This window comes from Curtobacterium sp. 24E2 (assembly GCF_016925595.1).
In the GTDB taxonomy this organism is placed as follows: Bacteria; Actinomycetota; Actinomycetes; order Actinomycetales; family Microbacteriaceae; genus Curtobacterium.
In genome coordinates this window covers 122,711-147,103 of record NZ_CP068987.1, presented here as the reverse complement: position 1 = coordinate 147,103, position 24,393 = coordinate 122,711, and the positions used below count along the sequence as shown (strand labels likewise).

General features: G+C 70.7%; 24 protein-coding genes and 1 pseudogene. 15 read left to right on the top strand and 10 right to left on the bottom strand.

What is annotated here, in order from left to right:
• Positions 1-414 (bottom strand): hypothetical protein, encoded by a 414-nt coding sequence (locus JN350_RS00705; protein ID WP_205463236.1) that lies wholly within the window; start codon positions 412-414, stop codon positions 1-3.
• Between the two features lie 19 nt (positions 415-433).
• Here JN350_RS00705 and JN350_RS00700 point away from each other — a divergent pair, with 19 nt between their 5' ends.
• Positions 434-1,828, top strand: coding sequence for an RHS repeat-associated core domain-containing protein (locus JN350_RS00700; RefSeq protein ID WP_205463235.1), 1,395 nt, complete (start codon positions 434-436; stop codon positions 1,826-1,828).
• Between the two features lie 338 nt (positions 1,829-2,166).
• Here the strand turns inward: JN350_RS00700 and JN350_RS00695 are convergent, their stop codons facing one another.
• Positions 2,167-2,628 (bottom strand): hypothetical protein, encoded by a 462-nt coding sequence (locus JN350_RS00695; protein WP_205463234.1) that lies wholly within the window; start codon positions 2,626-2,628, stop codon positions 2,167-2,169.
• Positions 2,629-2,648: 20 nt separating this feature from the next.
• Complete coding sequence (locus JN350_RS00690; protein WP_205463233.1) at positions 2,649-3,242, bottom strand: hypothetical protein; 594 nt, start codon at positions 3,240-3,242, stop codon at positions 2,649-2,651.
• A gap of 251 nt (positions 3,243-3,493) precedes the next feature.
• Here JN350_RS00690 and JN350_RS00685 point away from each other — a divergent pair, with 251 nt between their 5' ends.
• The 6 genes and pseudogenes from JN350_RS00685 (at position 3,494) to JN350_RS18740 (ending at position 11,926) form a co-directional block, all read left to right on the top strand.
• Positions 3,494-6,250 (top strand): hypothetical protein, encoded by a 2,757-nt coding sequence (locus JN350_RS00685; protein WP_205463232.1) that lies wholly within the window; start codon positions 3,494-3,496, stop codon positions 6,248-6,250.
• Positions 6,247-7,659: a hypothetical protein gene (locus tag JN350_RS00680; protein ID WP_205463231.1), complete on the top strand. Its 1,413-nt coding sequence runs from the start codon at positions 6,247-6,249 to the stop codon at positions 7,657-7,659. Before JN350_RS00685 ends, JN350_RS00680 begins: the two co-directional genes overlap by 4 nt.
• 89 nt (positions 7,660-7,748) lie before the next feature.
• Positions 7,749-8,270: an FHA domain-containing protein gene (locus tag JN350_RS18755; RefSeq protein ID WP_240347456.1), complete on the top strand. Its 522-nt coding sequence runs from the start codon at positions 7,749-7,751 to the stop codon at positions 8,268-8,270.
• A gap of 787 nt (positions 8,271-9,057) precedes the next feature.
• Positions 9,058-9,261 (top strand): hypothetical protein, encoded by a 204-nt coding sequence (locus tag JN350_RS18750; protein ID WP_240347455.1) that lies wholly within the window; start codon positions 9,058-9,060, stop codon positions 9,259-9,261.
• Positions 9,258-10,706 (top strand): annotated as a pseudogene (locus JN350_RS18745) (FtsK/SpoIIIE domain-containing protein); the annotation flags it as partial. The gene JN350_RS18750 and the pseudogene JN350_RS18745, both read left to right, overlap by 4 nt.
• A gap of 167 nt (positions 10,707-10,873) precedes the next feature.
• Positions 10,874-11,926, top strand: coding sequence for a hypothetical protein (locus JN350_RS18740; RefSeq protein ID WP_240347454.1), 1,053 nt, complete (start codon positions 10,874-10,876; stop codon positions 11,924-11,926).
• 88 nt (positions 11,927-12,014) lie between these two features.
• Here JN350_RS18740 and JN350_RS00670 read toward each other — a convergent pair whose 3' ends face one another.
• The 3 genes from JN350_RS00670 to JN350_RS00660 are packed head-to-tail and all read right to left on the bottom strand — an operon-like array spanning position 12,015 to position 15,597.
• The gene (locus JN350_RS00670) at positions 12,015-14,018 is read right to left on the bottom strand and encodes a serine/threonine-protein kinase (protein WP_205463230.1); all 2,004 of its coding nucleotides are present in this window, start codon (positions 14,016-14,018) and stop codon (positions 12,015-12,017) included.
• 56 nt (positions 14,019-14,074) lie between these two features.
• Positions 14,075-14,914 carry a mycothiol synthase gene (mshD, locus tag JN350_RS00665; RefSeq protein WP_205463229.1) on the bottom strand — a complete coding sequence of 280 codons (840 nt, stop codon included), beginning with the start codon at positions 14,912-14,914 and terminating at the stop codon, positions 14,075-14,077.
• The gene (locus JN350_RS00660; RefSeq protein ID WP_111085255.1) at positions 14,914-15,597 is read right to left on the bottom strand and encodes a response regulator transcription factor; all 684 of its coding nucleotides are present in this window, start codon (positions 15,595-15,597) and stop codon (positions 14,914-14,916) included. Before JN350_RS00660 ends, mshD begins: the two co-directional genes overlap by 1 nt.
• A 150-nt stretch (positions 15,598-15,747) precedes the next feature.
• On the opposite strand from JN350_RS00660, the gene JN350_RS00655 reads away from it, so the two are divergent.
• The 3 genes from JN350_RS00655 to ygfZ all read left to right on the top strand — a co-directional run bounded on the left by JN350_RS00655 (position 15,748) and on the right by ygfZ (position 17,864).
• Positions 15,748-16,029 carry a hypothetical protein gene (locus JN350_RS00655; protein ID WP_131877491.1) on the top strand — a complete coding sequence of 94 codons (282 nt, stop codon included), beginning with the start codon at positions 15,748-15,750 and terminating at the stop codon, positions 16,027-16,029.
• Between the two features lie 138 nt (positions 16,030-16,167).
• Positions 16,168-16,770, top strand: a complete 603-nt coding sequence (locus tag JN350_RS00650) for a heme-binding beta-barrel domain-containing protein (RefSeq protein ID WP_111085252.1) — start codon at positions 16,168-16,170, stop codon at positions 16,768-16,770.
• Positions 16,770-17,864 (top strand): CAF17-like 4Fe-4S cluster assembly/insertion protein YgfZ, encoded by a 1,095-nt coding sequence (gene ygfZ / locus JN350_RS00645; protein WP_205463228.1) that lies wholly within the window; start codon positions 16,770-16,772, stop codon positions 17,862-17,864. The genes JN350_RS00650 and ygfZ overlap by 1 nt, the downstream gene beginning before the upstream one ends.
• 266 nt (positions 17,865-18,130) lie before the next feature.
• Here ygfZ and JN350_RS00640 read toward each other — a convergent pair whose 3' ends face one another.
• Complete coding sequence (locus JN350_RS00640; protein ID WP_205463227.1) at positions 18,131-18,904, bottom strand: class I SAM-dependent methyltransferase; 774 nt, start codon at positions 18,902-18,904, stop codon at positions 18,131-18,133.
• Between the two features lie 45 nt (positions 18,905-18,949).
• Here JN350_RS00640 and JN350_RS00635 point away from each other — a divergent pair, with 45 nt between their 5' ends.
• Positions 18,950-19,696 (top strand): phosphoglyceromutase, encoded by a 747-nt coding sequence (locus JN350_RS00635; RefSeq protein WP_205463226.1) that lies wholly within the window; start codon positions 18,950-18,952, stop codon positions 19,694-19,696.
• Between the two features lie 188 nt (positions 19,697-19,884).
• On the opposite strand, the gene JN350_RS00630 is transcribed toward JN350_RS00635, so the two are convergent.
• The gene (locus JN350_RS00630) at positions 19,885-20,424 is read right to left on the bottom strand and encodes a P-loop nucleotide/nucleoside kinase family protein (RefSeq protein WP_205463225.1); all 540 of its coding nucleotides are present in this window, start codon (positions 20,422-20,424) and stop codon (positions 19,885-19,887) included.
• 31 nt (positions 20,425-20,455) lie between these two features.
• Complete coding sequence (gene phoU, locus JN350_RS00625) at positions 20,456-21,124, bottom strand: phosphate signaling complex protein PhoU (protein WP_123293296.1); 669 nt, start codon at positions 21,122-21,124, stop codon at positions 20,456-20,458.
• A 146-nt stretch (positions 21,125-21,270) separates the two neighbouring features.
• On the opposite strand from phoU, the gene JN350_RS18735 reads away from it, so the two are divergent.
• From JN350_RS18735 to JN350_RS00615, 3 genes are read left to right on the top strand one after another with little or no spacing between them, the layout of a single operon-like run.
• On the top strand, positions 21,271-21,690 hold the full coding sequence (locus JN350_RS18735) for a hypothetical protein (protein ID WP_240347453.1): 420 nt from the start codon (positions 21,271-21,273) through the stop codon (positions 21,688-21,690).
• Entirely contained in the window at positions 21,666-22,436 is a 771-nt protein-coding gene (locus JN350_RS00620; RefSeq protein WP_240347452.1) for an ATP-binding protein, read from the top strand. The genes JN350_RS18735 and JN350_RS00620 overlap by 25 nt, the downstream gene beginning before the upstream one ends.
• Positions 22,433-23,113 carry a response regulator transcription factor gene (locus tag JN350_RS00615; protein WP_205463224.1) on the top strand — a complete coding sequence of 227 codons (681 nt, stop codon included), beginning with the start codon at positions 22,433-22,435 and terminating at the stop codon, positions 23,111-23,113. The genes JN350_RS00620 and JN350_RS00615 overlap by 4 nt, the downstream gene beginning before the upstream one ends.
• Positions 23,114-23,204: 91 nt before the next feature.
• Here JN350_RS00615 and JN350_RS00610 read toward each other — a convergent pair whose 3' ends face one another.
• Positions 23,205-23,669 (bottom strand): hypothetical protein, encoded by a 465-nt coding sequence (locus JN350_RS00610; RefSeq protein WP_205463223.1) that lies wholly within the window; start codon positions 23,667-23,669, stop codon positions 23,205-23,207.
• 209 nt (positions 23,670-23,878) lie between these two features.
• On the opposite strand from JN350_RS00610, the gene JN350_RS00605 reads away from it, so the two are divergent.
• Complete coding sequence (locus JN350_RS00605) at positions 23,879-24,361, top strand: CarD family transcriptional regulator (protein ID WP_017888066.1); 483 nt, start codon at positions 23,879-23,881, stop codon at positions 24,359-24,361.
• The last annotated feature ends 32 nt before the right edge of the window (positions 24,362-24,393 follow it).

The following is a 24,393-nucleotide window of genomic DNA, read 5'->3' as shown; positions in this document are numbered from 1 at the left end:
TCAGCGCGCACATTTTCGTAGCCAAGAATGCAGTCGCTCAACTTCGACCGCCGCGAGCGTGTGCGCGACGGCCTCGACGTTCGGCGTGATGACGAGAGCGATTGCGTCGCCCGGCACGTTCTGTCGCGCCGCATCGATGGGTGCTCCCGTCACCTGTTCTCCGCCGAAGAACAGGAATGCGGTCGGAGTCGAATCAGACTCGATCTGTTGCACCCGACGGTTGACAAGGCTCGAGAGCTCCTCGCCACGAAAGACGGCGACGACGCTCGCAATCTCCATTGTCACGATGAGCTGGAGGCGACGGGTCAAGCCGCGGGGTTCGGCGGAAGCTGTGATCCGAAGACCGCCGGAATCCCACGTCCACGGTGACGGCATCTGGATCGCTCCCGCCTTGGAGGCACGTTTTTCGAACATGCCGAAATGCTACTGACGTGTGCTGCTGGGCGGGCCGCCCGCGAGCAGGAAGGCCCTCGCAGACCCCGATGAACCGGTCAGATCGACGTCCAACGGAGACGGCTCCATCACCCTCGGCGCCGACGGCCGTCCCCTTGAAGCCGACGACGGCGCGGGCGGACTGACCCGCCTCAGACCTGATCTCGCAGGCCATCCTGCTGAGGATCGTCCTTTCTGGCGTCGGACGACGCTTGCGACCGATCAATTGGGCCGCCGCATCTCGCGGACGTTCGACGACCAGGGGAACCTGGCGGTGCTTGGCGGTGCGGTCCGGACGTTCGCGCACGACGCGTTGTCGCGCCTCCAGGGCGTCACCGACCCCGCTGGCGCGACGTCGCGGCGACCGTCGACCCGACGGGCGTTCGCCGGGAGTTTTTCTCGCGATGTCGCGACTGCCGAGACGATCCTCGTCAACGGTCTTGACGGGGCACCTCGTTCGAGTACGACGAGCGCGGGCGCCTGGCGACAATCACAGGCCCTGCCGGCGGGACCACTCGACGCGAGCACGACGCAGCCGACCGCCGCGATGCCGTCGTCGGGATGGATCGTGACGGCGCCGCTGCCGAGACGTTCTCCTGCGACGCCTCGGTCGTATCGCCCGGGCAACCACGGGCGATCTGGTGCAGTCGTGGTCGGCCGAGGTATCCGGCGGACCGCCGTCGACGGATCCACCACCGAGTACGCGTGGTCGGACCTGGGGTACCTCGCTGCCGTCGTCGACCGCGACGCCTCGTACGCCGAGACCGGTCGGCTCGACGTCTGGGTCGATGTCCTGGGTGAACTCGCCGAGGTGGCCGGGGTCGCGGCGTGGTGGGACTCCGCCGCGGTCGTGCCGTCACTCATCAGGATCGCCGACACGTCGCTCCTCGACCTGCCCGGCGGAGTCACCGCGTTCGGCGATGCCGTCACCGAGCCCGCGTGGCGCAGTGCTCGCGCAACCGACGCTGCCGACCCGTGGGCGGCGCTCGCTGCCGTCACCGACGTGGGACTGCCCGCGGGGGTGGCACTGACCGGTTCCGGTGGGGTGTCCGTCGCGGGGCTGGAGTGGCTCGGCGCCCGTGTGTACGACCCGGCGGTGCGGGGCTTCCTGTCGGTCGACCCGCTCGCGCCGATCCTGGGTGCGGCGTGGTCGGGGAACCCCTACTCGTACGCCGGCAACGACCCGTTGCAGGCCGTCGACCCGCTCGGGTTGCGGCCGGCGACGGACAAGGACCTGCAGGCGTACCGGGATGCGAACCAGGGGGCGATCGCGGCTGCCGGCAAGTGGATCGCCGATCACAAAGAAGCGATCCTGGCGACTGCGATGATCGTCGGGGCTGTGGCCCTCCGGGGCGAAGGGGCCACGTTGGCCGGGACATTGAGAGGGTGTGTGTAATGAGCGACGGTTCAACCGCGCGATCCAGCTTCGAACCCGCTTGACCTCGCATCTGCCATGGACGACCATGCGGTCGACCGAGCCGAGGGCGTCGGGACCTTGTTCGGGCACGTCGAAGTCGAAACGGAGAACTGCGGCCTCGTGGTACTCGGTCGCGGGGTGACTGAGGGGAACAGCGGAGGCGTTGCTGGACGCTGATCCGTGCGCGCTACGTCAAATTCCGTTTCGGTGCTGCGTTTTTCACGTTGCAAGGAGCGCTCCGCGCGCTTCGGGCGCAGGTGATCGTGGATCGGGCGGCGTTCCCCGGGTGCTGATGTCACCCGGTGGAAGCGCGGCGCTCAGCAGCCGGTGTTGAGCCCAGTTCCTACCGGGCTCGAGTTCTTGCTCGCTGGTATCCGTCCCTGTGCCGGGATGTACGTCACGTTGTAGGTCGACATCGCGACTGGGTCCGCGTCCTTGCTCGGGCGGTACTCCACGCAGACCGTTCCGCTGATGTAGGTCGACCTCTTCGTGATCTCCCACGTCCCGAGATGGTGGTGCTCGCCGAGCGGGTTCGCTTGCAGGTAGTCCTCGCTGTCCGCATCCAGCTCGCCTGCTGCGATGGACTCGAGCATGGAGCTGGCGGCGGCCTCTGCATCGGACGTGAGCCCTGGCAAGGTCGCCTTCCGCTGTGCCTGCGACATGTCTGGTTCCGCCGTCTGTACAGGGGCGGGGTCGATGTTGCCCCCGCTGCAGCCGGTGATCGCCACCAGAATCGCTGCTCCGAGGGCGAGGGCGCTGGTCGAACGGCGGGTGTTCATCGTCTTGTGCTCCTTTTGTGTCATCGCCCGAAAACCCGGACGAATTCGTTCCACTGCGCCGGCGCACGCTGCTCGAGCCATGCGCACAGTTCCGGGTAGGCCGCATCGATGGAGACGACGCTGATGACGCCGCGCTGCCCGTTCACCTTGATGTCGAGTCCACCGAACCGGTTGGTGGTGGGCCGGATGTGCTTGATCGCCGCCGGGTCGACGGTCCGCGGGGCGCGGAACATCGGAGTGACCACCAGCTGCGAGTCGTACGCCTCGACGCGACGGCGCTTCTGCCCGACGCCGAGGTAGACGAACAGCAGCCCGAACAGCACCATGCCGACGCCGGCAATGAGCATCCCGATCGCGTCGGGGTCGTCGAGCATGCTGAGCGTGGCCAGGAAGAAGAACCCGCCGACGACGATGAACACGATCCCGATGATCCGGAGCAGCAGGTAGTTCCACCGGCGTGCGCGGACGGTGAAGAGCACGCCGTACGCCTCGTCGCCGACGACGGTGGACGGTGGTCGCTTGCGATCGTTGCGGCGGACGAGCGCGCTGACGGCGGCCGGGATCGCGATCATCGCGAGCAGCGCGATGAGGACCGGCGAGAGGTTGAGTGTCACCGATCTGCCCCCGGTCGTGCGTGCGGACGTCGTCGTTCGATGGGCCCGAAGCCCTGGTCCCCCTGGATCATGCGTGCAGAGTATCAGCGCGGTTGTGGACGGCGAACGCACAACTCGCTGGATGCGATACGTTGTATTCCAGTCGGGGCGTGTGGCCCGAACGGGGGCGGCCAGGGCGGCCGATCGACGCGGACCCGACGCCATCGAGCAACTAGCATCGATGTGCTCGACGATTCTCTTGGGGGAAGACCGTGATCAACCAGCGTGCCGGGAACACCGGAGCACGAAGCACCACTCGCCAGCTCGTGGGGGCGGTCGCCGTCACCGGCATCGCCGCGCTGGTGCTCGCCGGGTGCACGTCCGACGACAAGCCGGTGGCTGACCCGTCACGGATCCTGCAGACGGTCGACACGCGTCTGGCCGCGGACGGCTCGATCACGTCGATCTCCGACACCGCGATCTCCGTCGCGGGCAAGGACTCCTCGTCAGCGACGACCGACCACGACCCCGCGAAGGCGGCTGGTGACCTCCCGCTCCGCATCACGACGCAGTACTCGACGTCGAAGAAGACCGGTACCGACCTTGCCGACCTCGACGGGTACTCGGGTCGTATCGCGATCGACCTGACGATCGAGAACCTCACGGTCACGTCGAAGAACCTGACCTACGACGTCGCCGGGACCTCTCGCTCGACGCCGGCGCTCGTGGGTGCACCGTTCAGCGTCGCGGCCTCGACCGTCCTCACCGGCACCGCGGCCGACCGCATCGTCACCGATGCCGCTGACTCCGGTTCGTCCACGGACGGCGTCGTCAGCACGAACGAGGACGGGGACGCGGTCGTCCAGTGGGGTCGCCTGCTGGCACCGCCGACATCCGGCGCGAGCAGCACGCTGCACCTCGTCGCCGACGTCAAGGACTTCACGGCACCGACGTTCGACGTCGCCGCGCAGCCCGGGCTGTCCACGGACCTGTCCTCGACCGGCGTGGTGAACGCGGCGTTCGGGTCCGACAGCGACTCCGAACTCGCGCTCCAGCGCCGCACCATCGACCTCATCTCGCAGGTGAACGAGGTGCTCGCACGAGCGGGCGGCACGATCACCGAGGTCCGGTCCAACCTTGAGACCACGTCGAAGACCCTCGGCGTCAGCACGGCCGAGCGGCTCAAGGAGAGCAGCTCGTCCCTGGCGGGCACCATGCGGTCCCTGTCCGGCGAGCTCGGTTCCCTGAACGGCGACCTCGGCACGACCGTCAAGGCGACGCAGTCCACCGTGCTGCAGCAGCTCCAGCAGACCACCACGAGTCTCGACAGCTTGCTCGGCGACACCTCGGCGACGGCACCGGCCACGGTGCTCGACGGTAACGGGTGCGCGGCGACGCCGAAGACCTCGACCGCGGGCGGCAGTGTCTACGGCAACCTGCTCCGCGTCTCGTCGCAGCTCAAGGGCTACGCCGACGCGAGCGAGGCGTGCAAGCAGCAGGTCAGTGCGCAGCTCTCCGCTGCCGTCGGCCCGAAGGCCCCGGACGCGACGACCTGCGCCGCGACGGACGCGCGAGACTCGCTGACCTGCACGCTCTACGAGTCGTCCACCGCGATCAACGGTTCGCTGATCGGGCTGGTGAGCACCGGGCAGGCGCTCGCCGCGCGGTTGCAGCCGGAGACGGTCGACGCCGCGATCGCGAGCGCCGCTGACCTCGACACGCAGCTGACCAGCATCTCCGATGCCCTGGACGAGTACGAGAACGGCGGAGACGGTGGCACCGGGGCCACCCTCCGCGCGCTGTCGGCGAGCGCTGACCAGATCGGCACGCGGCTCGACGCACTGGCGACGGCCGTGCAGACCACGCACGACCGCGCCGAGGCGGCACGTGACCTGGTCGACGGCGCAGGGTTCCCGCTGTCGATGCAGCGCCAGAACTCGGCGGTCGCGGACCAACTCTGCACCCTCGCGACGCTCGGACAGCTCGACCAGGCCGACGCCGATCGCCTCCGCGGCTACCTGACGGCTGAGCCCTGCGCCGGTGCGCCTGAGGGGACCGTGCTCCAGCCCGGTCTCGGGTTCACCGACCCGATGGACGAACGACTCGACGACCAGACGGCGCGCTGGCAGGAAGTCGTCGACTCGACCAGCGCCGACGCGACGACCGAGGGCACCATCGGCAGTGCGATCGCCGGCCTGCGAACCGATCTGGACGCGCTCGACGACAGCATCCGTGCTGTCCGTGACGCCGTCCGTGGTGGGAGCGACGACGTGGGTTCCACGATCGAACGCCTTCGCGCAGCAGTCGCGGACGCCGACGGTTCGCAGGCGGTCATCGCGACGCAGCTCGGGACGGTCCGCCAGACGCAGATCGACCTCGCGGCAGAGGTCGAGAAGACCTTCAAGGACGCTTCCGACCAGTCGTCGGAGACCTTCAAGAAGGCAATCGACGCGCAGGTCCGGAAGGTCTCGACCACGGCGTCCGAGAGCAACCAGGCCGTCCGTGACGCGTTCGACAAGTCGATCTCTGGCCTGCAGTCCACCGCTGACGAGGTCACGAAGGACTCGAAGGGCACGATCGACGAGCAGAAGAGCACGCTCGAGCAAGAGGGTTCGGAGCTCTCCTCCGCGGTCGACCGGCAGACGGCGTCCAGCCTCGAGCGCATCGCGGCCAGCACGAGCGCCTCGACGCGTGACGTGCAGGGTGCCTCGACGCTGCTGACCGGCGACCTCAACCGCGTGATGCTCGACCTGGGCGACCGCAAGGTGAACGGCTCCGGCATCCTCGGCGCCATGGCCACCAGCGCGGCGAAGTCCGACTCCGCCGACTACCAGCTCGCCCTGGCGTCGCAGAACGCCGCGGGCTACGCGAACGTCCGGGCCGAGGACGTCGCCGGCATCCTGCTCCAGCAGGAGCAGTTCCGTGCATCGCTCGACGCCGCGACGACGCTGCCGGCGTTCCAGCTGAAGGTCCCGGCCAGCGCGACGTCGACCACGCTGTACACCTTCCGGATCGGGGCCGACCGATGAGTGACCAGACGACCGAAGCAACTGAGGCCGAGAGCGCCGACGGAACGCGTCCGCGCAGCCGCCGTCCGCTGCTCTTCGTCGGCATCGCGGTGCTCCTCGTGGCCGCGGTCGTCGTCGCCGTCCTGACGTTCCGGGCGTTCGGCAGCAGCACCCCGGCCGAAGCGGTGTCGGCGACCGTGCCGGTGAAGATCACGGTGGCACACGTCCCGGCGAAGACGAAGATCGGCATCATCGTCACGCTCGGCGACGGCGAGGGATCCGAGTGGAACGAAGCGGCGCAGGGCGCGCTGGTGGCGGAGCGTCGGCTCGCCCTCGGTGGTACCGACGTCGCGCTCGTCACGAAGAACGACGGCGGGACCGCTGCCGGGGGCACGGCCGCGGTCGACGCCCTGGCGAAGAGCGGCGTCGCGGGCATCGTCGTCGCCTCGTCGGGCAGCCACGTGTCCGGCGCCCTCTCGGCAGCTGCGGCGAAGGGGATCCCGGTCGTCCTGCCCTACGCACCGGCGGAGAAGGACTCCTGGTCGACGGCGCCGGCCGCTGACTCGATGAGCAAGGCGATGACGACGGCACTCGGCGACGCCGACGCTCCACTGCTGGTCGACCTGGGCGGCGGTGCTCCGGCGGGTCTGCGGGTGGCGCACGTCCTGGACGGTGACGACACCGCGGACACCGCAGCGCTCGCCACGACCGTCGCCGAGCGCACCGGCGCGACGAGCAACGAGCAAGACGCGGACGCAGATGCCGATGCCGACGCGAAGACCCCGACGCCGGACTCCGACGCCGTCGTCGTCAGCGGCTCCGCGGAACGCCAGGGTGCCTTCGTCGCCGCGCTCCAGGCCGAGAACGTCACGGTGCCGGTCGTCCTCACGCCGGATGCGACGAGCCCGACGTTCGGCGCCGCACTCGTCGAGGCCGGCGGCAGCCTGAGCGGTTCCTTCCGGACCGTCGGTGTCGCCACCGACGACGCCCGCGCGCTCGCCTCCGACGCCGGGGGCCGCGCGATGTCCGCCTTCCTCGGCGGTGTCCGGGTGCTCGCCGGCGATCATGACGCCGAGAACCTGACCGGTGACCAGCCGTTCTCGGCGGTCGCGGGCGCAGCGGACTCGCGTAGCCACGACGCCGTCATCGCCCTGGTCCGCGCCGTCGGTTCGGCGCGGAGCATCGAGCCGGCGGACGTCTCCGACGCCCTCGCTGCGCTCGACCTCGACGCGGATGCGGGGATCGCCGGTCCGGCGCTCGACTTCACGCAGCAGCAGGCACTCGGCGCACACGCGACGGTGCTCGCGGCGTCGGCACAGCAGCTCGGTCTCCGCCCGGCCAGCACCGCGTCCGGCGACGGCGCCGGGAGCGGAACCGACGCTGTCCAGACCGCGTCGCTCGTCTGGTTCGACGACTCCAGCACGGACTGACCCACCCACGCACCGACCCGGAAGAGGAACGCGAGCATGCGCCTGTTGATCGAGCTCGACGACCGACGTGAAGCGGTCGAGGTCGACGGGTGGTCCGGCGCATCCTCACTCGGGAGCTCGTGTCCGCGGCCGTCGGCCTCACACTCGAACCCGGCACCACCCTGGCGGTCGACGGGCACCGCACCAGCGTCGACACCCCGCTCCGTGACCTCGTGCTGCTCGAGGGCTCCCGCATCGGACGAACCCCCGACGAACGGCCGCTCAGTACCGACGGCTGGACCGTCACGCTCGCCGGCGGGCTCGAAGCCGGGCTCGTGGTGCCGGTCCCGCGCGGGCGGAAGCTCGTGGTCGGACGGGCGCCGCAGGCCGACGTCGTGCTCCCCACCGAGAGCGCATCGTGGGAGCACTGCACCGTCGATCGCGAGGACGACGGGGTCCGGGTGCGTGATGCGGGATCGACGAACGGCACCGTCATCGCCGGGGAGCGCATCGATGCCGAGGGGTCCTGCTCACCGGGACGACGAGCGTCATCGTGGGCGGGGCCGTGCTGCTCGTCCGGCCGGCGCTCGACGAGGTGCCCGTGCCGGCGGCCGGCTCGATGGCGAACCTGACCCCGGCGGCGACGGCACCGTTCAACCGCCCACCACGCGCCGGCCGGACCTCCGACGCCGAGACGGTCGTGCCGCCCGGACGCAAGGACGTGCCGCCGGCCTCGAAGTTCAGCTGGATCACCGTCGCCGCGCCCCTGGTGCTCGCCGGGGCGATGGTGCTCCTGCTCGGCGACGCACGGTTCGCGCTCTTCGCCCTGCTCTCCCCGGTCACCGCGATCGGCATGTGGTTCGAGCAGAAGCACCGCCGCGCGAAGAACCTGAAAGAAGAGGACACCCGCTTCGCCGAAGCCGTGGAGTCCTTCCGCGGTGAGATCTCCGAAGCCGCGGCCGTCGAGGCCGCTCGCCGCCAGGAGCTCGTGCCCGACCCGGCGACCGTGGTGCGGCGAGCCGAGCTGCCGACCACCCTGCTGTGGCAGCGCCGCTCGGATGACGAGGACTTCCTGAGCCTGCACGCCGGCACCGGGGACGCTCCCTGGCGGCCCGAGGTCGATCAGCGTGCAGCGACCGCGAAGCTCGAGGACGAGGCGAAGGCCGCCATCGCCGACAGCCGTCTGACGGCCGCCCCGGTGGTGGCCGACCTGTCCGACGCCGGCGTCGTCGGGATCGTCGGCGATCGTCAGGGAGCCCTCGCCCTCGCGCGCAGCCTCCTCACGCAGGCCACCGTGCACTGCGGTCCCGCGGATCTGACGGTGGGCGTCTTCTGCGACGCGGGCCGCGCGGAGGACTGGGGTGGGCCTCCTGGCTGCCGCACGCGCGTGTGGCGGGGAGCAGCACCGGCGCCCGCTGGATGTCGGCACAACGCGACCAGAGCGCGGCGATGCTCCGCGGCCTGCGGGAGTCGCTCGACGAGCTGCCGACGCCGAACCTGCTCGTCGTGGTCGACTCCGAGGTGCTCACCGAGGGACGGGATGCCCCTGCCCGCAACCTGCTCGGTCAGGGCCGCTCGGTGCCCGGGCAGTCCCTGCGCCCGGGGAGCGACCACGCCGGGTGAGCGGGATCGTCATCGCGACGAACGAGCAGCAGCTCCCCGCCGCCTGCACGTCGATCATCACGGTCGGTGCCGATGCCGCCGCCACGGTCTACCGACCAGAGGACCGGACCCGTGTCGAGGACGTCGTGCTCGCCGGCCTCAGCGTCGAGACCGCCGAGCGCAGTGCTCGGAGCGTCGCCCACTTCGACGACCCCGAGCTCACGGTGCCCGGTGCCTCGTTGCCGTCGCTCGTCCGCCTGCCAGAGCTGTTGTCGAGCGAGGGGATCCGCACGGCGTGGGACGCCCGCACGGGCTTCTCGACCCCGATCGGCTCGTCCGAGAGCGGTGTGCTCGAGATCGACCTGGTGCGCGACGGCCCGCACGGCCTGGTCGGCGGCACGACGGGTTCCGGCAAGAGCGAGTTCCTCCGGTCCCTCGTGGCCGGGCTCGCCGCGCGGAACGACCCGACACGCTTGAACTTCCTGCTCGTCGACTTCAAGGGTGGTGCGGCCTTCGCGGCGTGTGAGCGTCTCCCGCACACCATCGGCACGATCAGCAACCTCGACGAACAGCTCGCCGACCGTGCGATCCGGGCACTCGAAGCCGAACTCGAACGACGTCAGCGGGTGTTCGCGGCAGCCGGAGCCGACATCGACAACCTCGATGCCTACCTGGCGACGAAGCCGGTCGAGCCGATGCCGCGGCTGCTGCTGGTCGTCGACGAGTTCGCGATGCTCGCGAAGGACTTCCCGGACGTCTTGACGTCGCTCGTCAGCATTGCGGCCGTCGGCCGAACGCTCGGCGTCCACATGATCCTGGCGACCCAGCGGCCGGCTGGTGTGGTGAGCGAGGACATCCTCGCGAACACGAACATGCGGGTCGCCCTGCGGGTGCAGAGCCGCGAGGACTCGACGAACGTCATCGGGGTCCCCGCCGCAGCCGGGATCGGTCGACAGCAGACCGGCCGCGCCTACGTGAAACTCGGGCAGGACGACATCACCCCGGTGCAGACCGCCCTCGTCACCGGCCGGGCCCGTGACGAGCGTGCCGAGCAGCCGGTCTCGGTCCGGCCGACCGACGTCTTCGGCGTCCCCGCTCCGATGCCGGCACCGGCTCCGACTGCGTCGGACGTCACCGACCTCGACCAGCTCATCGAGGCGATCGGGCAGGCCAACGAGGCAGCCGGGTACGCCCCACCGCGTCCGATCTGGCCCGAGGCGCTCGGCGACCGCGTCGAGCTGTCGGCCCTCACCACCCCAGGCCCCGGCACCGACCCTCGTCCTGGCATCGTCCCCGTCGCGCTCGCCGACGACCCGGACCACCAGCGCCAGGTCACCAGCGGCTGGGACCTCGACGAGGGCAACCTCATGCTCATGGGCATCCCGGGCAGCGGGACGAGCACCGCGCTCGCCACGATCGCGCTGCAGCTCGCGGCGTCGTCGAGCCCCGACGAGCTCGACCTCCTGGTGCTCGACATGGGCCCTGGGGACCTCGCTCCGCTCGCGCAGCTGCCGCACACGACGGCCTACGTCGGCTCGGGTGCCGGTGCGGGGAGCTGCAGACGCGGTTCCTGCGGCACCTCCGCGTCGAGCTCGAGCGTCGTCGTTCGGCACCCGGTGGGCGCCGTGCGGTGGTGCTCATCGACGGCCTCGCCGCCCTGCGTGACGAGTACCAGGACTTCGAGGGGCAGCAGCTGCTCGACGCGCTCTACCGCGTGTACGCCGAGGGTCCGGCGCTCGGCATCTCGTTCGCGGTCTCCACGACCCGCGCGAAGGCGGTGCCGTCGGCAATGGACGAGGTCACCACGCAGAAGTGGATGTTCCGCCTCGCGGACCCGTACGACTACGCGTCCATCGGGGTCCGCCCCAAGGACGTCCCGCCGCCGGTGCCCGGCCGCTTCATCGACTCGACCAGGCGGCTGCAGTCGCACGTCGCGACACCGGACGTCCCGCTCGTGCAGGCCGTCGAACGGATCGCGGAGACCCGGTCGCACGGTGCGAAGAAGGCGAGCGCCGTCGGTCGGCTGCCCGATGCCGTGCTCGTGGACGAGCTCGGCACCGGAGCGGTGTTCGCGGGTGAGCCCTGGCGGATTCCGATCGGCATCGCCGAGGACGACCTGCAGCCGGCGTCCGTCGAGGTCTACGACGGCGAACACGTGCTCGTCGCCGGCCCGGCGCGGTCCGGCAAGTCGAGCGTGCTCCTCGCCGTCGCCGAGCTCGCACGGACGACCGATGGTGTCCGTCCGGCCGTCTGGGCGATCTGCGACCGTCGGTCGCCGCTCGCCTCGGCTTCGTTCGACCGGGTCGCCGTCGGTGCGGACGAGGTGCCGGCGCTCCTCGCCGGACTCCGCCTCGAGCGCGGCCCGGTCCTGCTGCTCATCGACGACGCCGAACGCTTCGACGACGGCGACCAGGCCATCGCGACACTGCTCACGACTGAGCGCCCCGGACTGTGCGTCGTGGCGGCCGGCCGGTCCGCTGACCTCCGGTCGCTGTACAACCACTGGACCCGAGCGGTCCGGAAGTCCCGGTGTGGCGTCCTGCTACAGCCGGACGTCGACTACGACGGCGAGCTGCTCGGGGTCACGCTCCCGCGTCGTGCACCGGTCGCGCTGACCGTCGGCCGCGGCTACGCCGCTTCGGGCGGGACCGTCCGTCTCGTGCAGACCGCGTCTGCTGGCAGCTGACCGAGACGCCGAGACCGTCGGCCGGGAGGCCCGTGGCCGCGTCCGCCACGGACGGCTGGGTCGACCCGCAGTCACGACCAGAGCGCGCTCAGTCGCGCGTCGTGATCCCGAAGGGCGAGCTCTCGAGGTTCGTGAAGTTCCCCACCGTCGCCCGCACCGTGCACGACGGCGCGACCGACAGGGCCGTGACGACCAGCCCGTCGGACGACACCGCCAACGCCCCCGAGCAGCCGTCGGCGAACCGCACGCCGGACTCCCCGCCGGCCACGTCGACGAGCATCTGCGACGGGCGTCCCGTGGCGGGACTGCGGTAGAGCGGGTTCAGCTCGTCGGCGCCGCTCGGCCACACCGGCACGAGCGTCACCGGCAGGGCCGTCTGACTGACCGTGCGGTCGGGCGTCCGGACCTCGACGCCCTGCAGCCGCTGCACCGGGTAGGCGGTCCCACGCACCGAGTCGTCGGTCACGGCAGCTGTGGTCGCCTCGCCGACGCCGTCGAGCCACGTCTGCAGCGCCGCGCCGTCCGTGACGGAGGCGAGCGGCACCGAGGCCTCGACCGTGACGTCGCCGCCGGCGGGGACCTCGACCCCGGACAGGCTCCAGGTGCACGCGGTGTCGACACCCGTCAGCGAGGGCTGGTTGCGCTTCGCGGAGATGCCCTCGCCGGTCCAGGTGACGGCGGGGCACGCGGCACCCGAGCGGGCTCCGGGGACGACCTCGAGGAACGGACCGGTCAGGGTCGATGCCTGCGCCGCGTACGTGACGCGCAGGTCGACGGTTCCCTTCGCCGGGTCGATGGTCGCGCGGCGGGTGGTCGCGAGGCCGGTCGGCAGTGGGCGGTCCTGCTGGTAGGCGTTGGCGGCCTGTGCGGTCGCGGTGCCGGTGCCGGGCGTCTTCCGCAGCGCACCGGGCAGCCAGACGACCCCGCCGACGACGAGCGCGGCCACGAGCACGACGCCGACACCGCCGAACAGGAGCGCACGGTTCGTCAGCCACTCGGGACGAGCGAACCGACGCGTCGGTGCGGGCTCGTCAGCGGGGGCGGCCAGCAGCGGCTGTCGTGCCATCGGCCGGATGACGGTCTGCGACCCGGCGGGGCCGAGTTCCGGGGCCGGCCCGGCCAGGGCTTCGTCCTCTGGTACCCCGGTGTCATCCCGATCAGCATCGCGCTCGGGACGGACCCCGCGGACCACGGTGGCCGGCCGCTCGACCTCGTCGAACGCGTCCGGGTCGCTCGTCGCGGCCAGCGCAGGGGCCGAGGCGAGGGACCGGGCGAGTCGCCGCAGGGTCGCCGCGGCGTCCGCTGCTGCCGGGCGGCTGTTCGGGTCCTTCGTCAGCAGGGCGGACACCGCGGACCACAGCGCATCGGGCACGTCGAGCGGCGGTGGGTTCGAGGTGACGTGCCGGTACGCGACGGCGAAGTCCGTGCCGGGCCCGGCGAAGGGCGTTCGGCCGGACAGCAGCTCGTAGAGCATGACCCCGGCGCCGTAGACGTCCGCAGCGGGACCGGCGCGGCCGTGGCTGATCGACTCGGGGGCCATGTACTGCGGTGTGCCGAGGAGCCCGGTGGTCGTGCGCTCGCGTTCGGCGACGACCGACGCGATGCCGAAGTCGGTGACCCGGACATCGCCCGTCGCACCGGGGACCCACGGGGTCTGGAGCAGCACGTTGTCGGGCTTGACGTCGCGGTGGGTCACGTCGCGTTCGTGTGCCGCGGCGAGGGCGTCGAGCGCCTCGGCGGTGATGCTCAGAGCGTCCCGCGGGGTCAGCGGACCGTTCGATGCGAGCAGATCGCGCGCGGACCCACCGGGCACCAGGTCCATGACGATCGCGAGCCGGTCGCCCTCGACGACCAGGTCCCGCACCCGCACGATCGAGGGGTGCTGCAGTGCGAGGAGCACCGAACGCTCGCGGACGAAGCGTTCGACGATCTGCGGGTCGGCGGCGAGCTCGGCACGGAGCAGCTTCGCAGCGACGTGCTCGCCGGTCGCGGTGTGCTCGGTGCGCCAGACCTCGCCGGTGGCACCGGTCCCGAGCAGCTCGACCAACCGGTACGACGCGCCGAGTGGCTCACCCTGACCGTACTGCGCCACTGCGTCCCCGACTTCCCGATTCCCCCGCTGGCCGACCCCTCGCCGACCACGCAATGTTACCGGCCGGTCGGCGCCTCCGCCTGCTCCGGCGCGGCGTACTGCACGTCGATCGCGTACTGCTCGAACCCGGATCGCCGGTAGAGCGCCAGCGCAGGCTCGTTGTCGCCCTCGACGTACAGTGCGGCGGCGGTCAGCCCACGCCCGGTCAACCGAGCAGTCCCCGCGCGCATGAGCACCCCACCGAGCCGCTGTCCCTGCAGGTCGGGCCGGACGGCGACGGCGTAGAACTCGCCGATGCCGTCCTCGACCTTGAGCCAGCACGAGCCGGCGAGCTGCCCGGAGGCGTCGCGGAGCAGCAGCAGGTCCTCGCCGGAGAACCAGGCGTCCGACTCGCGGGCGTGCAGGTCGTCGATGGTCATCCGCCCCTGCTCGGGATGGTGCGCGAAGGCCGCGGCGTTCAGGGCGAGCCAGTCCGCCTCGTCGTCGGTGCCGGGTCGGAACGCGGACAGGCTGTACCCGGCCGGCACGTCGGCGGAAGCTGCGTCCGGAGAAGCCCCGGCACCGTCGATCGGGGCTCGGAGCTGCAGCAGGGTGCGGACCGCGCGCCAGCCGAACCGATCGGCCAGGGCCCGCGCTGCGGGGTGGTCCCCGTGTGCCCAGGCGAGCACGGGAGCGGCCCCGCCGCCCAGCGCGAGCGCCTGCGTGACGAGGGCGGTGCCGGTGCCGCGACCACGGGCCTCCCGGTCGACCACGAGTTCCAGCTCGCCGTCACGGACCACGGCGACCCCGTCGTCGACGGTCAGGACCGTTGCGCGCCCCGCGCGGACGTCGACCAGGGTCTGGTCGGAGAACGGCGGCGCCTCACCGGGCACCACGAACCGTGCGAGGTCCGGCACTACTGGCCCATCAGGCGCTCGGCCTCGTCGTCGTAGACGTTGAAGCGGTACCCGACGTTGCGGACCGTGCCGATGAGCGACTCGAGGTCGCCGAGCTTGGCGCGGAGACGTCGGACGTGCACGTCGACCGTGCGGGTGCCACCGAAGTAGTCGTAGCCCCAGACCTCGCTGAGCAGCTGCTCGCGCGTGAAGACCCGGGACGGGTGCGTGGCGAAGAAGCGGAGGAGCTCGAACTCCTTGAACGTCAGGTCGAGCGGCCGGCCGCGGACCTTCGCCGAGTAGCTCGCCTCGTCGATGACGACACCCGACGCCTGGATCTTCGAGCTGGACTGCCCCTTGGCCGCACGGCCCGCGGACAACCGGATGCGGGCGTCGATCTCGGCCGGGCCCGCGCTCTCGAGCACCACGTCGTCGACGTTCCAGTCACTGTTGACGGCGGTGAGCCCGCCCTCGGTGACCACGAGCACGATGGGCGTCGTCGAGCCGGACGAGGCGAGGATCTTGCACAGGGCCTTCGCGCTGACCAGGTCGGTGCGGGCGTCCACGAACATCAGGTCGCTCTGCGGCGCGTTGACCAGCTGTGCGGCCTCGGCCGGCACGTGACGGATCCTGTGGCTCAGGAGACCGAGGCTCGGCAGGACGTCGCCGGGCGCGGTCGAGGTGAGTACCAGGAGCTGTGCCACAGGACCTCCGCAGGTGGATGACGTCGTGGACACATCCTAGTGATGCTCGGGAAGTCCTCATCCGGCCGGACGGTTTGCGCGTGAAGCCGCAAGCGCCGGGCGCGGGGCTGCGCCTGCGCGCCGGGCGTCACCCCTGTCATGATGGAACGCGTGACCCAGCCAGTGCAGCCCACCGACCAGCGGCGCCTCAAGCTGACGTCCGTCCTGCCGGTCTGGATCCTCAGCGTCGCCGGGGCGGTGCTCGTCCTGACGCTCGCCGAGCGCGACGCCTTCGCCTGGCTGCTGCTCGTGTTCGTCGCCTGCGTGATGGTGAGCTTCGTGCTCCAGCTCATCACCGCGACGAAGGACGGGCTGGTCGAACGGATCAGCATCGCGTCGTCCGGTGCCTTCGTCGTGGTCCTCGTCACCGCGGTGGTGCTCCTGGCGCGTTGAGCCGAGCCGCGTAGACTCCGGGGCATGGATTCGCTGCTTGCGCTCGAGCTGTTCTACGTGGGCCTCCTCGGTCTTGCGTCGCTCGCGATCGCGTTCATCTCGGTCGTCGTCGTCGTGGAAGCTGTTCAAGGGTCAGCGTTGATCGAGCTCCCCGAGGGCCTGGCGCCCGAACTGGTCCCGTTGTCGTGGCTCGTCGGCGTCTGGGAGGGCACCGGCGTCGTGGAGTACCCCGTCGGTGACGAAGAGGCGCCCCGCACCTACGAGTTCGGCCAGCGCGTGAGCTTCAGCCACGACGGACTGCCGTACCTCAACTACTCGTCCACCACGTGGCTGCTCGACGACGACCACACCCCGCTCGCCGCCGAGATGGGCTACTGGCGCATCGACCGTCCGACCGAACCCGGTGACCGTGGCCCCGCGATGCTCCTGGGCGAGGGGCCGACGCCGTTCAGCACCGTCGAGAGCGTCGAGGCGCTGCGCAACACCACCGACGGCTTCGACGTCGAAGCCGCGATCGTGCACCCGACGGGCGTCAACGAGCTCTACGTCGGCCGCGTCCTCAAGGGGCGGATCGACCTGGCCACCGACGCCGTGATGCGCTCGCCGAACGCGAAGGACTACTCCGCCGCGACCCGGCTGTACGGCCTGGTCGAGGGCAAGCTGTTCTGGGCGTGGGACATCGCCGCGCTCGGTCGTGAACTCACCTCGCACGCCTCGGGGCAGCTTGCGAAGGTCGACTGATGTCGGCGTTCGTGGTGCGCGACGGGTTCGTCGCAGCATCTGATGCGCCTGGTGCGCCCGCCGCACACTTCGGCAACCCCCTGGGCGAGCAGCGGCTGCTGGCCCGTGGCCGCGCGGTGGTCGAGCTCGGTCTCGGTGTCGTGACCGTCTCCGGCCCGGACCGTCTGTCGTGGCTCAACTCGATCACCTCGCAGCAGCTGACCGGCCTGCCGACCGGCGTCAGCACCGAGACCCTCGTGCTCGACCAGTCCGGCCGGGTCGAGCACGCCGCCCGCGTGGTCGACGACGGTGCGGTCGCGTGGCTCCTCACCGAGCCCCAGGACGCCGCACCGCTCGCCGCCTGGCTCGACTCGATGCGCTTCATGCTCCGGGTCGAGGTCGCCGACCGTTCGGCCGACTTCGCGACCCTCGGCTGGTTCGGCGAGGCCGCCCCGTTCGCGTCGACCGTCCTGCCGGACCCGCCCGTCGTCGAGTGGGTCGACCCGTGGGCGGCCGTCACGCCCGGTGGGTGGAGCTACGCCGCCCTGGAGGCCCATCCCGGCTCCGACTGGACCCTCCGCATCGCCGTGGTCACGCCCGGCACCTCGGCCGCGATCGCTGCGTCGGACGAACCCGTCGCGGGGCTGCTCGCGTACGAGGCACTGCGGATCGCCGCCTGGCGTCCGACGCTGTCCGACGCCGACGAGCGCACCATCCCGCACGAGCTCGACTGGCTCCGCTCCGCCGTGCACCTGACGAAGGGCTGCTACCGCGGGCAGGAGACCGTCGCGAAGGTGCACAACCTCGGGCACCCGCCGCGTCGGGTCGTGCAGCTGCACCTCGACGGCTCCGACGCCGTGCTGCCGGCCCCGGGCACGCCCGTGATGCTCGGCGACAAGGAAGTCGGGCGCCTGTCGGCCTCGGCGGTCCACCACGAGCTCGGCCCGATCGGGCTGGCCGTGGTCAAGCGCTCGCTCGACCCCACCGCGACGCTGACGCTCACCGCCGACGACGTCGTGGTGACGGCGGCGCAGGAGACCATCGTCCCGCCGGAGGCCGGCGCCACCGCGAACGTCCCGCGGCTGCCCCGGCTCGGAGCCGTCAAGCGGTCCTGACGGTCGTCGCCGCTGGTCGTCGCCGCTCGTCGCCGGTCGCTGGTCGCCGGTCGTCGGTCGCCTGGGCAGGTTCCGACAGTCCACGAGTTGATCGACCGGTGTTTCGTCGGGTGATGCGCACGCATCGTGTGCGCGTGCATGTTCCGACATTGAACGCGGTGATCGACTCGTGGATCGTCGCAAAATCGCGGCCGCGCCCCCGCGCCCCCGCGCCCCGCGCCCCCGCGCCCCCGCGCCCCGCGCCCCGCCCTTCGCAGCCGCGACCGTCAGGCGGGTTCGACCGCTGACCACGGCACGCTCAGCTCGCCGAGCCGCCACCTGCTCGGCCCGTGCAGCACCGGCCACCCGCGGTCGCGCATGCCCCGCACCGTGGCGATCCACCGCTGTCGGGGTCCGTACGTGCCGAGCGGCGCCGCGACCGCCCACGACAGGTCGAGGTCGCGCAGGAACGCGTGCACCCGCTCCCCCGGCACGTTCCGGTGGATGAGCGCCTTCGGTAGCCGTTCGGCGACGATCGACGGCACGTCGAGTCCGGCGAGCCGCAGCGACACCGTGAACGACACCGGTGCGTGCTCGTCGAGCGTCACCCACGAGGCCACCCGCCCGACCTCGTTGCACGTCCCCTCGACCAGTGCGCCGCCGGGCTGCAACCGGTCCTGCATGATCCGCCACGACGCCACCACCGCGGACTCGTCGTACTGCCGCAGCACGTTGAACGCCCGGATCACAGCGGGTCGGCGCTGCCCGGGCGTGGGCGTCTCGAAGCCGCCGAGCCGGAACGTCACGCCGTCGCGGGTGCCCGCGTTCGCGAAGGCGACGCGGGCCGGTTCGATCTCGATGCCGGTGACCTCGACGTCCGGACGCACCAGCGCCAGACGGTCGCGCAGCTCGAGCGTCGTCGTCGGCGAGGCCCCATACCCGACGTCGGCGACCAGCGGGTCGTCGGCCTTGCGGAGCGCCGGCAGCGACGCGATCCACCGGTCGACACGGCGGAGCCGGTTGTACCCGGTCGTCCCGCGCGTCACGTTCCCGATGGGCATGACGTCAAGGGTACGGGCCTGCCGACGCTCGGTAGACTCGGCAGCATGACCTCCACGCTCGTCCTGCTCCGTCACGGAAACAGTGACTGGAATCAGAAGAACCTGTTCACCGGTTGGGTCGACGTCCGGCTCAGCGAGCTGGGCGAGAAGGAGGCGAAGCGCGCCGGCGACCTCATCGCCGAGTCCGGCATCGTCCCCGACGTCCTGTACACCTCGCTCCTCACCCGCGCGATCCAGACGGCCGACATCGCGCTGCTCCAGGCCGACCTCGCCTGGCTGCCCGTCAAGCGTGACTGGCGCCTCAACGAACGCCACTACGGCGACCTGCAGGGCAAGGACAAGGCCCAGACGCTGGCCGAGTACGGCGAGCAGCAGTTCATGGAGTGGCGCCGGTCGTTCGACGTCCCGCCGCCCCCCATCGCCGACGGTGCCGAGTGGTCGCAGTCCGGTGACCGCCGCTACGCCGACCTCGGCGACCAGCTGCCGCGCACCGAGTCGCTCAAGCTCGTGATCGACCGCCTGCTTCCCTACTGGGAGTCGGACATCACGAAGGACCTGGGCGAGGGCAAGACCGTGCTGGTCACCGCGCACGGCAACTCGCTCCGCGCGCTCGTGAAGCACCTCGACGACATCTCCGACGACGACATCGCCGGGCTGAACATCCCGACGGGCATCCCGCTGGTGTACGAGCTCGACGACGACTTCCGTCCGACGAAGCCGGCGTACTACCTCGACCCCGAGGCCGCTGCCGCCGGCGCTGCCGCCGTGGCCGCCCAAGGCGCCAAGAAGTAGCACCACACACACGAACGCCCCGCCCGGTCTCCGGGCGGGGCGTTCGTCGTTCTCCCTGGTGGGTTCGCGAAAGCGACAGGCTGCCGCGAACGTTCCGCCGACTCCTGTCGCTCTGCCGGGAGGAACGGATCACCGCATCGACGACGTGTCGCTTCCGCAGGGAGGTCGGCTCCTCGGGCCGCGACCGGTCAGACGAAGTGCGACGCGATCTCCTGCACGAGGGCGCCGACGTCGTAGGGCTTCGTCGTGTCGACGCGCACGACGGGGAGCAGCCCGGTCGGTCCCGCGGTGGGACCGAGGGTGTCCCAGGTGTCGATGATCGACGCCAGGTCGCCGTGGACCTCGTGCCGGAGCGGAGCGTCCGGCTCGTAGCGATCACGCAGGCGTTCGTCGGCGGTCGCGCGGTCGACGTGGCACCAGACCTCGACCGCACGGGGCGAACCGGCCGTCAGGAGCCCGGCGGCGAGGAAGTCCCGGCTCTCCGGTGCGACCCAGACCGCGTCCAGGACGACGCCGTTCTCGACCGCGCCGGCCATCGCCCACACGGTGTCCATCGCGATGCCACCGAGCGGACGCGACGCGATCATCGGCCCGACGATGTCGGCGAGGGGCTCCTTGATGCGGTCCTTCGACAGGAACGGGCAGCCGAGCACCTCGGCCAGCGCAGCGCCGATCGTGCTCTTGCCGGAACCGGGCATGCCGTTGACGATGATCGCGACCTGAGCCATGCGTCGATCCTCGCAGACCGCGCAGGTGCGTTCAGACCGCGGCGGTCGAACTCGAGGCGCCGGTCCAGTCGCCGGTCGCCAGGTACTCGACCTTCTTGGCGATCGACACCGCGTGGTCGGCGAAGCGCTCGTGGTAGCGGGATGCCAGGGTGGCGTCGACGGTGTCGATCGGCCCGCCCTTCCACGCCTCGCCGAGCACGAAGTCGAAGACGCTCGCGTGCAGTTCGTCGACGGCGTCGTCCTCGTCGCGGATCTCCGCGGCCAGGGCGATGTCCTCGGTCGCGAGCAGCCGCGTGAGCTTCTGCGACATCGCGACGTCGTGCTTGCCCATCTCCTTGAAGGTGCCGCGGAGGCCCTTCGGCACGACCTTCTCGGGGAAGCGCTGGCGCGCGAGCTGCGCGATGTGCTCGGCCATGTCGCCCATGCGCTCGAGCGAGGAGCTCACGCGCAGGGCGGTGACGACGACGCGCAGGTCGCGGGCGACCGGTGCCTGGCGGGCCAGGATGTCGATGGCGATCTCGTCGAGGCTGTTGGCGGCCTCGTCGATCTTCTGGTCGTCGGCGATCACCTCCTCGGCGAGGGCGACGTCGGAGTCGCTGAAGGCCTGGGTGGCCCGGGTGATGGCGGACTCGACGAGTCCTGCGATCTCGGTCAGTCGCTCCTGGACGTCCTGGAGTTCCTGCTGGAAGACTTCGCGCATGGGGGAGTACCTCTCTCTGCGTACCGGACGAGTGTCGTCAGCCCAGGTGAACGAACGGTGACGTGGGGCTGAACGCTTCGCGATCCGGCCTTCCGAGGCGGGTGAACGGTACCGGAACCCCGCATGACCATCCCTACACTGGCGACATGGACAACGCGTGGCTCGTGCCACTGTCGATGCTCCTCGGCGGGGTCTTCGGCGCGGGCGTCGTGGTGCTGATCATCACCGCCGAGCGCACGGCACGTGCTGCCGACGTGGCGGAACGCACCCTGCCGGACGGCGTCGCAGCGGTGATCGCGACGATGCACAACCCGGCGGTGGTGATCGACCCGTCGAACACGGTCGTGGCCGCATCGCCCCAGGCACTGACCGTCGGACTCGTCGTCCGGCGCCGGCTCGTGCACCAGGAGCTCCTCGACCTGGTCGACCGGGTGCGCAAGAGCGGCGAGATGGGGGCGGAGGACCTCGAGCTCCCGCGCGGACGGCACGGGAGCTCATCGGCTACCTCAGCTTCCGGGCAGCGCAGCTCGGCAACCGGTACGTGCTCATCACGGCCGACGACCTGACCGAGAGCCGGCGCATCGACGAGGTCCGCCGTGACTTCGTCGCCAACATCTCGCACGAGCTGAAGACCCCGATCGGCGCCATCGGCCTGCTGTCCGAGACGCTCGTGATCGCGGCCGACGACCCGGAGCACGTCAAGAAGTTCGCCGCGCAGCTCATCACCGAGTCCGAGCGGCTCGGCGCCCTGACGAAGGACATCATCGAGCTGTCCCGGCTGCAGTCGGTCGACGCGTTGGAGAACAGCGAGGAGACCGGTGTCGACAAGATCGTGCAGGCCGCGATCGACGCGAACGAGGTCGTCGCGCGTGCCCGCTCGATCGAGATCATCCGGGCGAAGAAGTCGAAGCTCCGGGTGATGGGCGACCCGGGTCTGCTGCAGGTCGCCGTGTCGAACCTCATCGCCAACGCGGTGAAGTACTCGCCCGACGGCACCCGCGTCGGCGTGGGCGTCCGGTCCGCGAAGGGGTTCGTCGAGATCGCGATCACCGACCAGGGCGTCGGCATCCCCGAGGCCGACCTCGACCGGGTGTTCGAGCGGTTCTACCGCGTCGACCCGGCACGGTCACGGGCCACCGGCGGCACCGGCTTGGGGCTCGCCATCGTCAAGCACGTCGTGGGCAACCACGGCGGCGACGTCCGTGTCTGGTCGCAGCCCGGCAAGGGCTCGACCTTCACCATCCGCCTGCCCGAGGCGGACACCGAACTGACCACCGCACTCGAAGAGCAACTGGAAGAGCAGCCATCGTGACCAAGATCCTCATCGTCGACGACGAGCCGGCCCTGAGCGAGCCCCTGGAGTTCCTGCTGCAGCGTGAGGGGTACGAGACCTCCGTCGCGGCCGACGGCGTGACCGCGCTGTCGAAGTTCGACTCGGAGAACCCGGACCTGGTGCTCCTCGACCTCATGCTGCCGGGACTCTCCGGCACCGAGGTCTGCCGCCAGATCCGGACCCGGTCGAACGCGCCGATCATCATGTTGACGGCGAAGGATTCCGAGGTCGACATCGTCGTCGGGCTCGAGCTCGGCGCGGACGACTACGTGACGAAGCCGTACTCGACGCGCGAGCTGCTGGCCCGCATCCGTGCGGTCCTACGCCGCCGCACCGAGGACGACCCGGCGGACAGCGGGATCCTGCAGGTCGGCGGCATCCGGATGGACGTCGAGCGCCACACGGTGGCGGTGGACGGGTCGGAGACGGCGATGCCGCTCAAGGAGTTCGAGCTGCTCGAGCTGCTGCTGCGGAACGCCGGCCGGGTGCTCACCCGTGGGCAGCTCATCGATCGCGTGTGGGGCTCCGACTACTTCGGCGACACCAAGACGCTCGACGTGCACATCAAGCGCATCCGCTCGAAGATCGAGCGCGTGCCGTCCACCCCGGAGATCCTGGTGACGGTCCGCGGTCTCGGGTACCGCATCGAGGCCTGAGACGCACGGACAGGAGGCCCGGTGCGAGTCCGTGGGACTCACACCGGGCCTCCCGGTCTGAAGCGCTCGCGCTCGCGCGTGCGTGGTGCGGCTACTCGCCGTCCGTCGGCGTGGCGGACGGGGTCTCGACCGGCAGCGTGATCTGGCTGGTCGGCTCGGGGGTCGAGGTCGGCGCGAGGGTGGCGTACTCCTCTTGCGAGGTGGTCAGCACCGGCACGTTGGCCGAGACGCCCTCGGCGTCGGGGTAGGAGAAGTACACCTTGACGAGCGAGCCGGGCTCCGCGTCCGCGCTGTCGAAGTCGAGCGTGTCGTGCTGCGAGTCGTTCGCCAGGTCGACGTGCGAGTTCGCCGGCACCAGCACGGTCTCGGTGTCCCCGCCGATCTCGACCGACACGGTGATGCCGTCGGTGTCGGAGTTGTTCACCAGCGTGCCGATGAACCGCGCACCCTCGCCGTCGTCCGAGATGAGGATGGCGTTCCGCACGTCGACCTTGCCGGTCGAGACGTTGACGCCGTCGGTGATCTGCTTGATGTCGACGGTGTGCGCAGGCGACATGAACTCGCACCCGGTGGCGCCCAGCGCGATGGTTGCCGCAACGGCGACGGACACGAGTACCCGAGCTCGCAAGAGATTCCTCCGTAAGTCGATGAGGACCAGACGGTCCCGCTCCATCTTAGCGATCACCGGGAAGCCCCAGTGCTGAGGGTCCCCTTACCCGAACACCCCTTGTGGTAAACTGGAAGTCTGGGAACGGAGCCTGATACATGCAATTCGAGGTCGGCGAGACCGTCGTCTACCCCCACCACGGGGCGGCAACCATCTCTGAAGTCAAGACGCGCGTCATCAAGGGCGAGGAAAAGGTCTACCTGAAACTGCGGGTCACGCAGGGTGACCTGACGATCGAGGTGCCGGCGGACAACGTCGACCTGGTCGGAGTCCGCGACGTGATCGGCAAGGAAGGGCTCGACAAGGTGTTCGAGGTCCTCCGGGCGCCGTTCACCGAGGAACCCACCAACTGGTCGCGCCGGTACAAGGCGAACCTCGAGAAGCTCGCTTCCGGGGACGTCATCAAGGTCTCCGAGGTCGTCCGCGACCTCTGGCGACGCGATCAGGACCGCGGCCTGTCCGCGGGCGAGAAGCGGATGCTGGCCAAGGCCCGGCAGATCCTGATCTCCGAGCTGGCCCTGGCCGAGAAGACCGACGAGGACAAGGCATCGACCGTCCTCGACGAAGTCCTCGCGTCCTGAGCGCACTGCACACCACGACGACCGCACGGTTC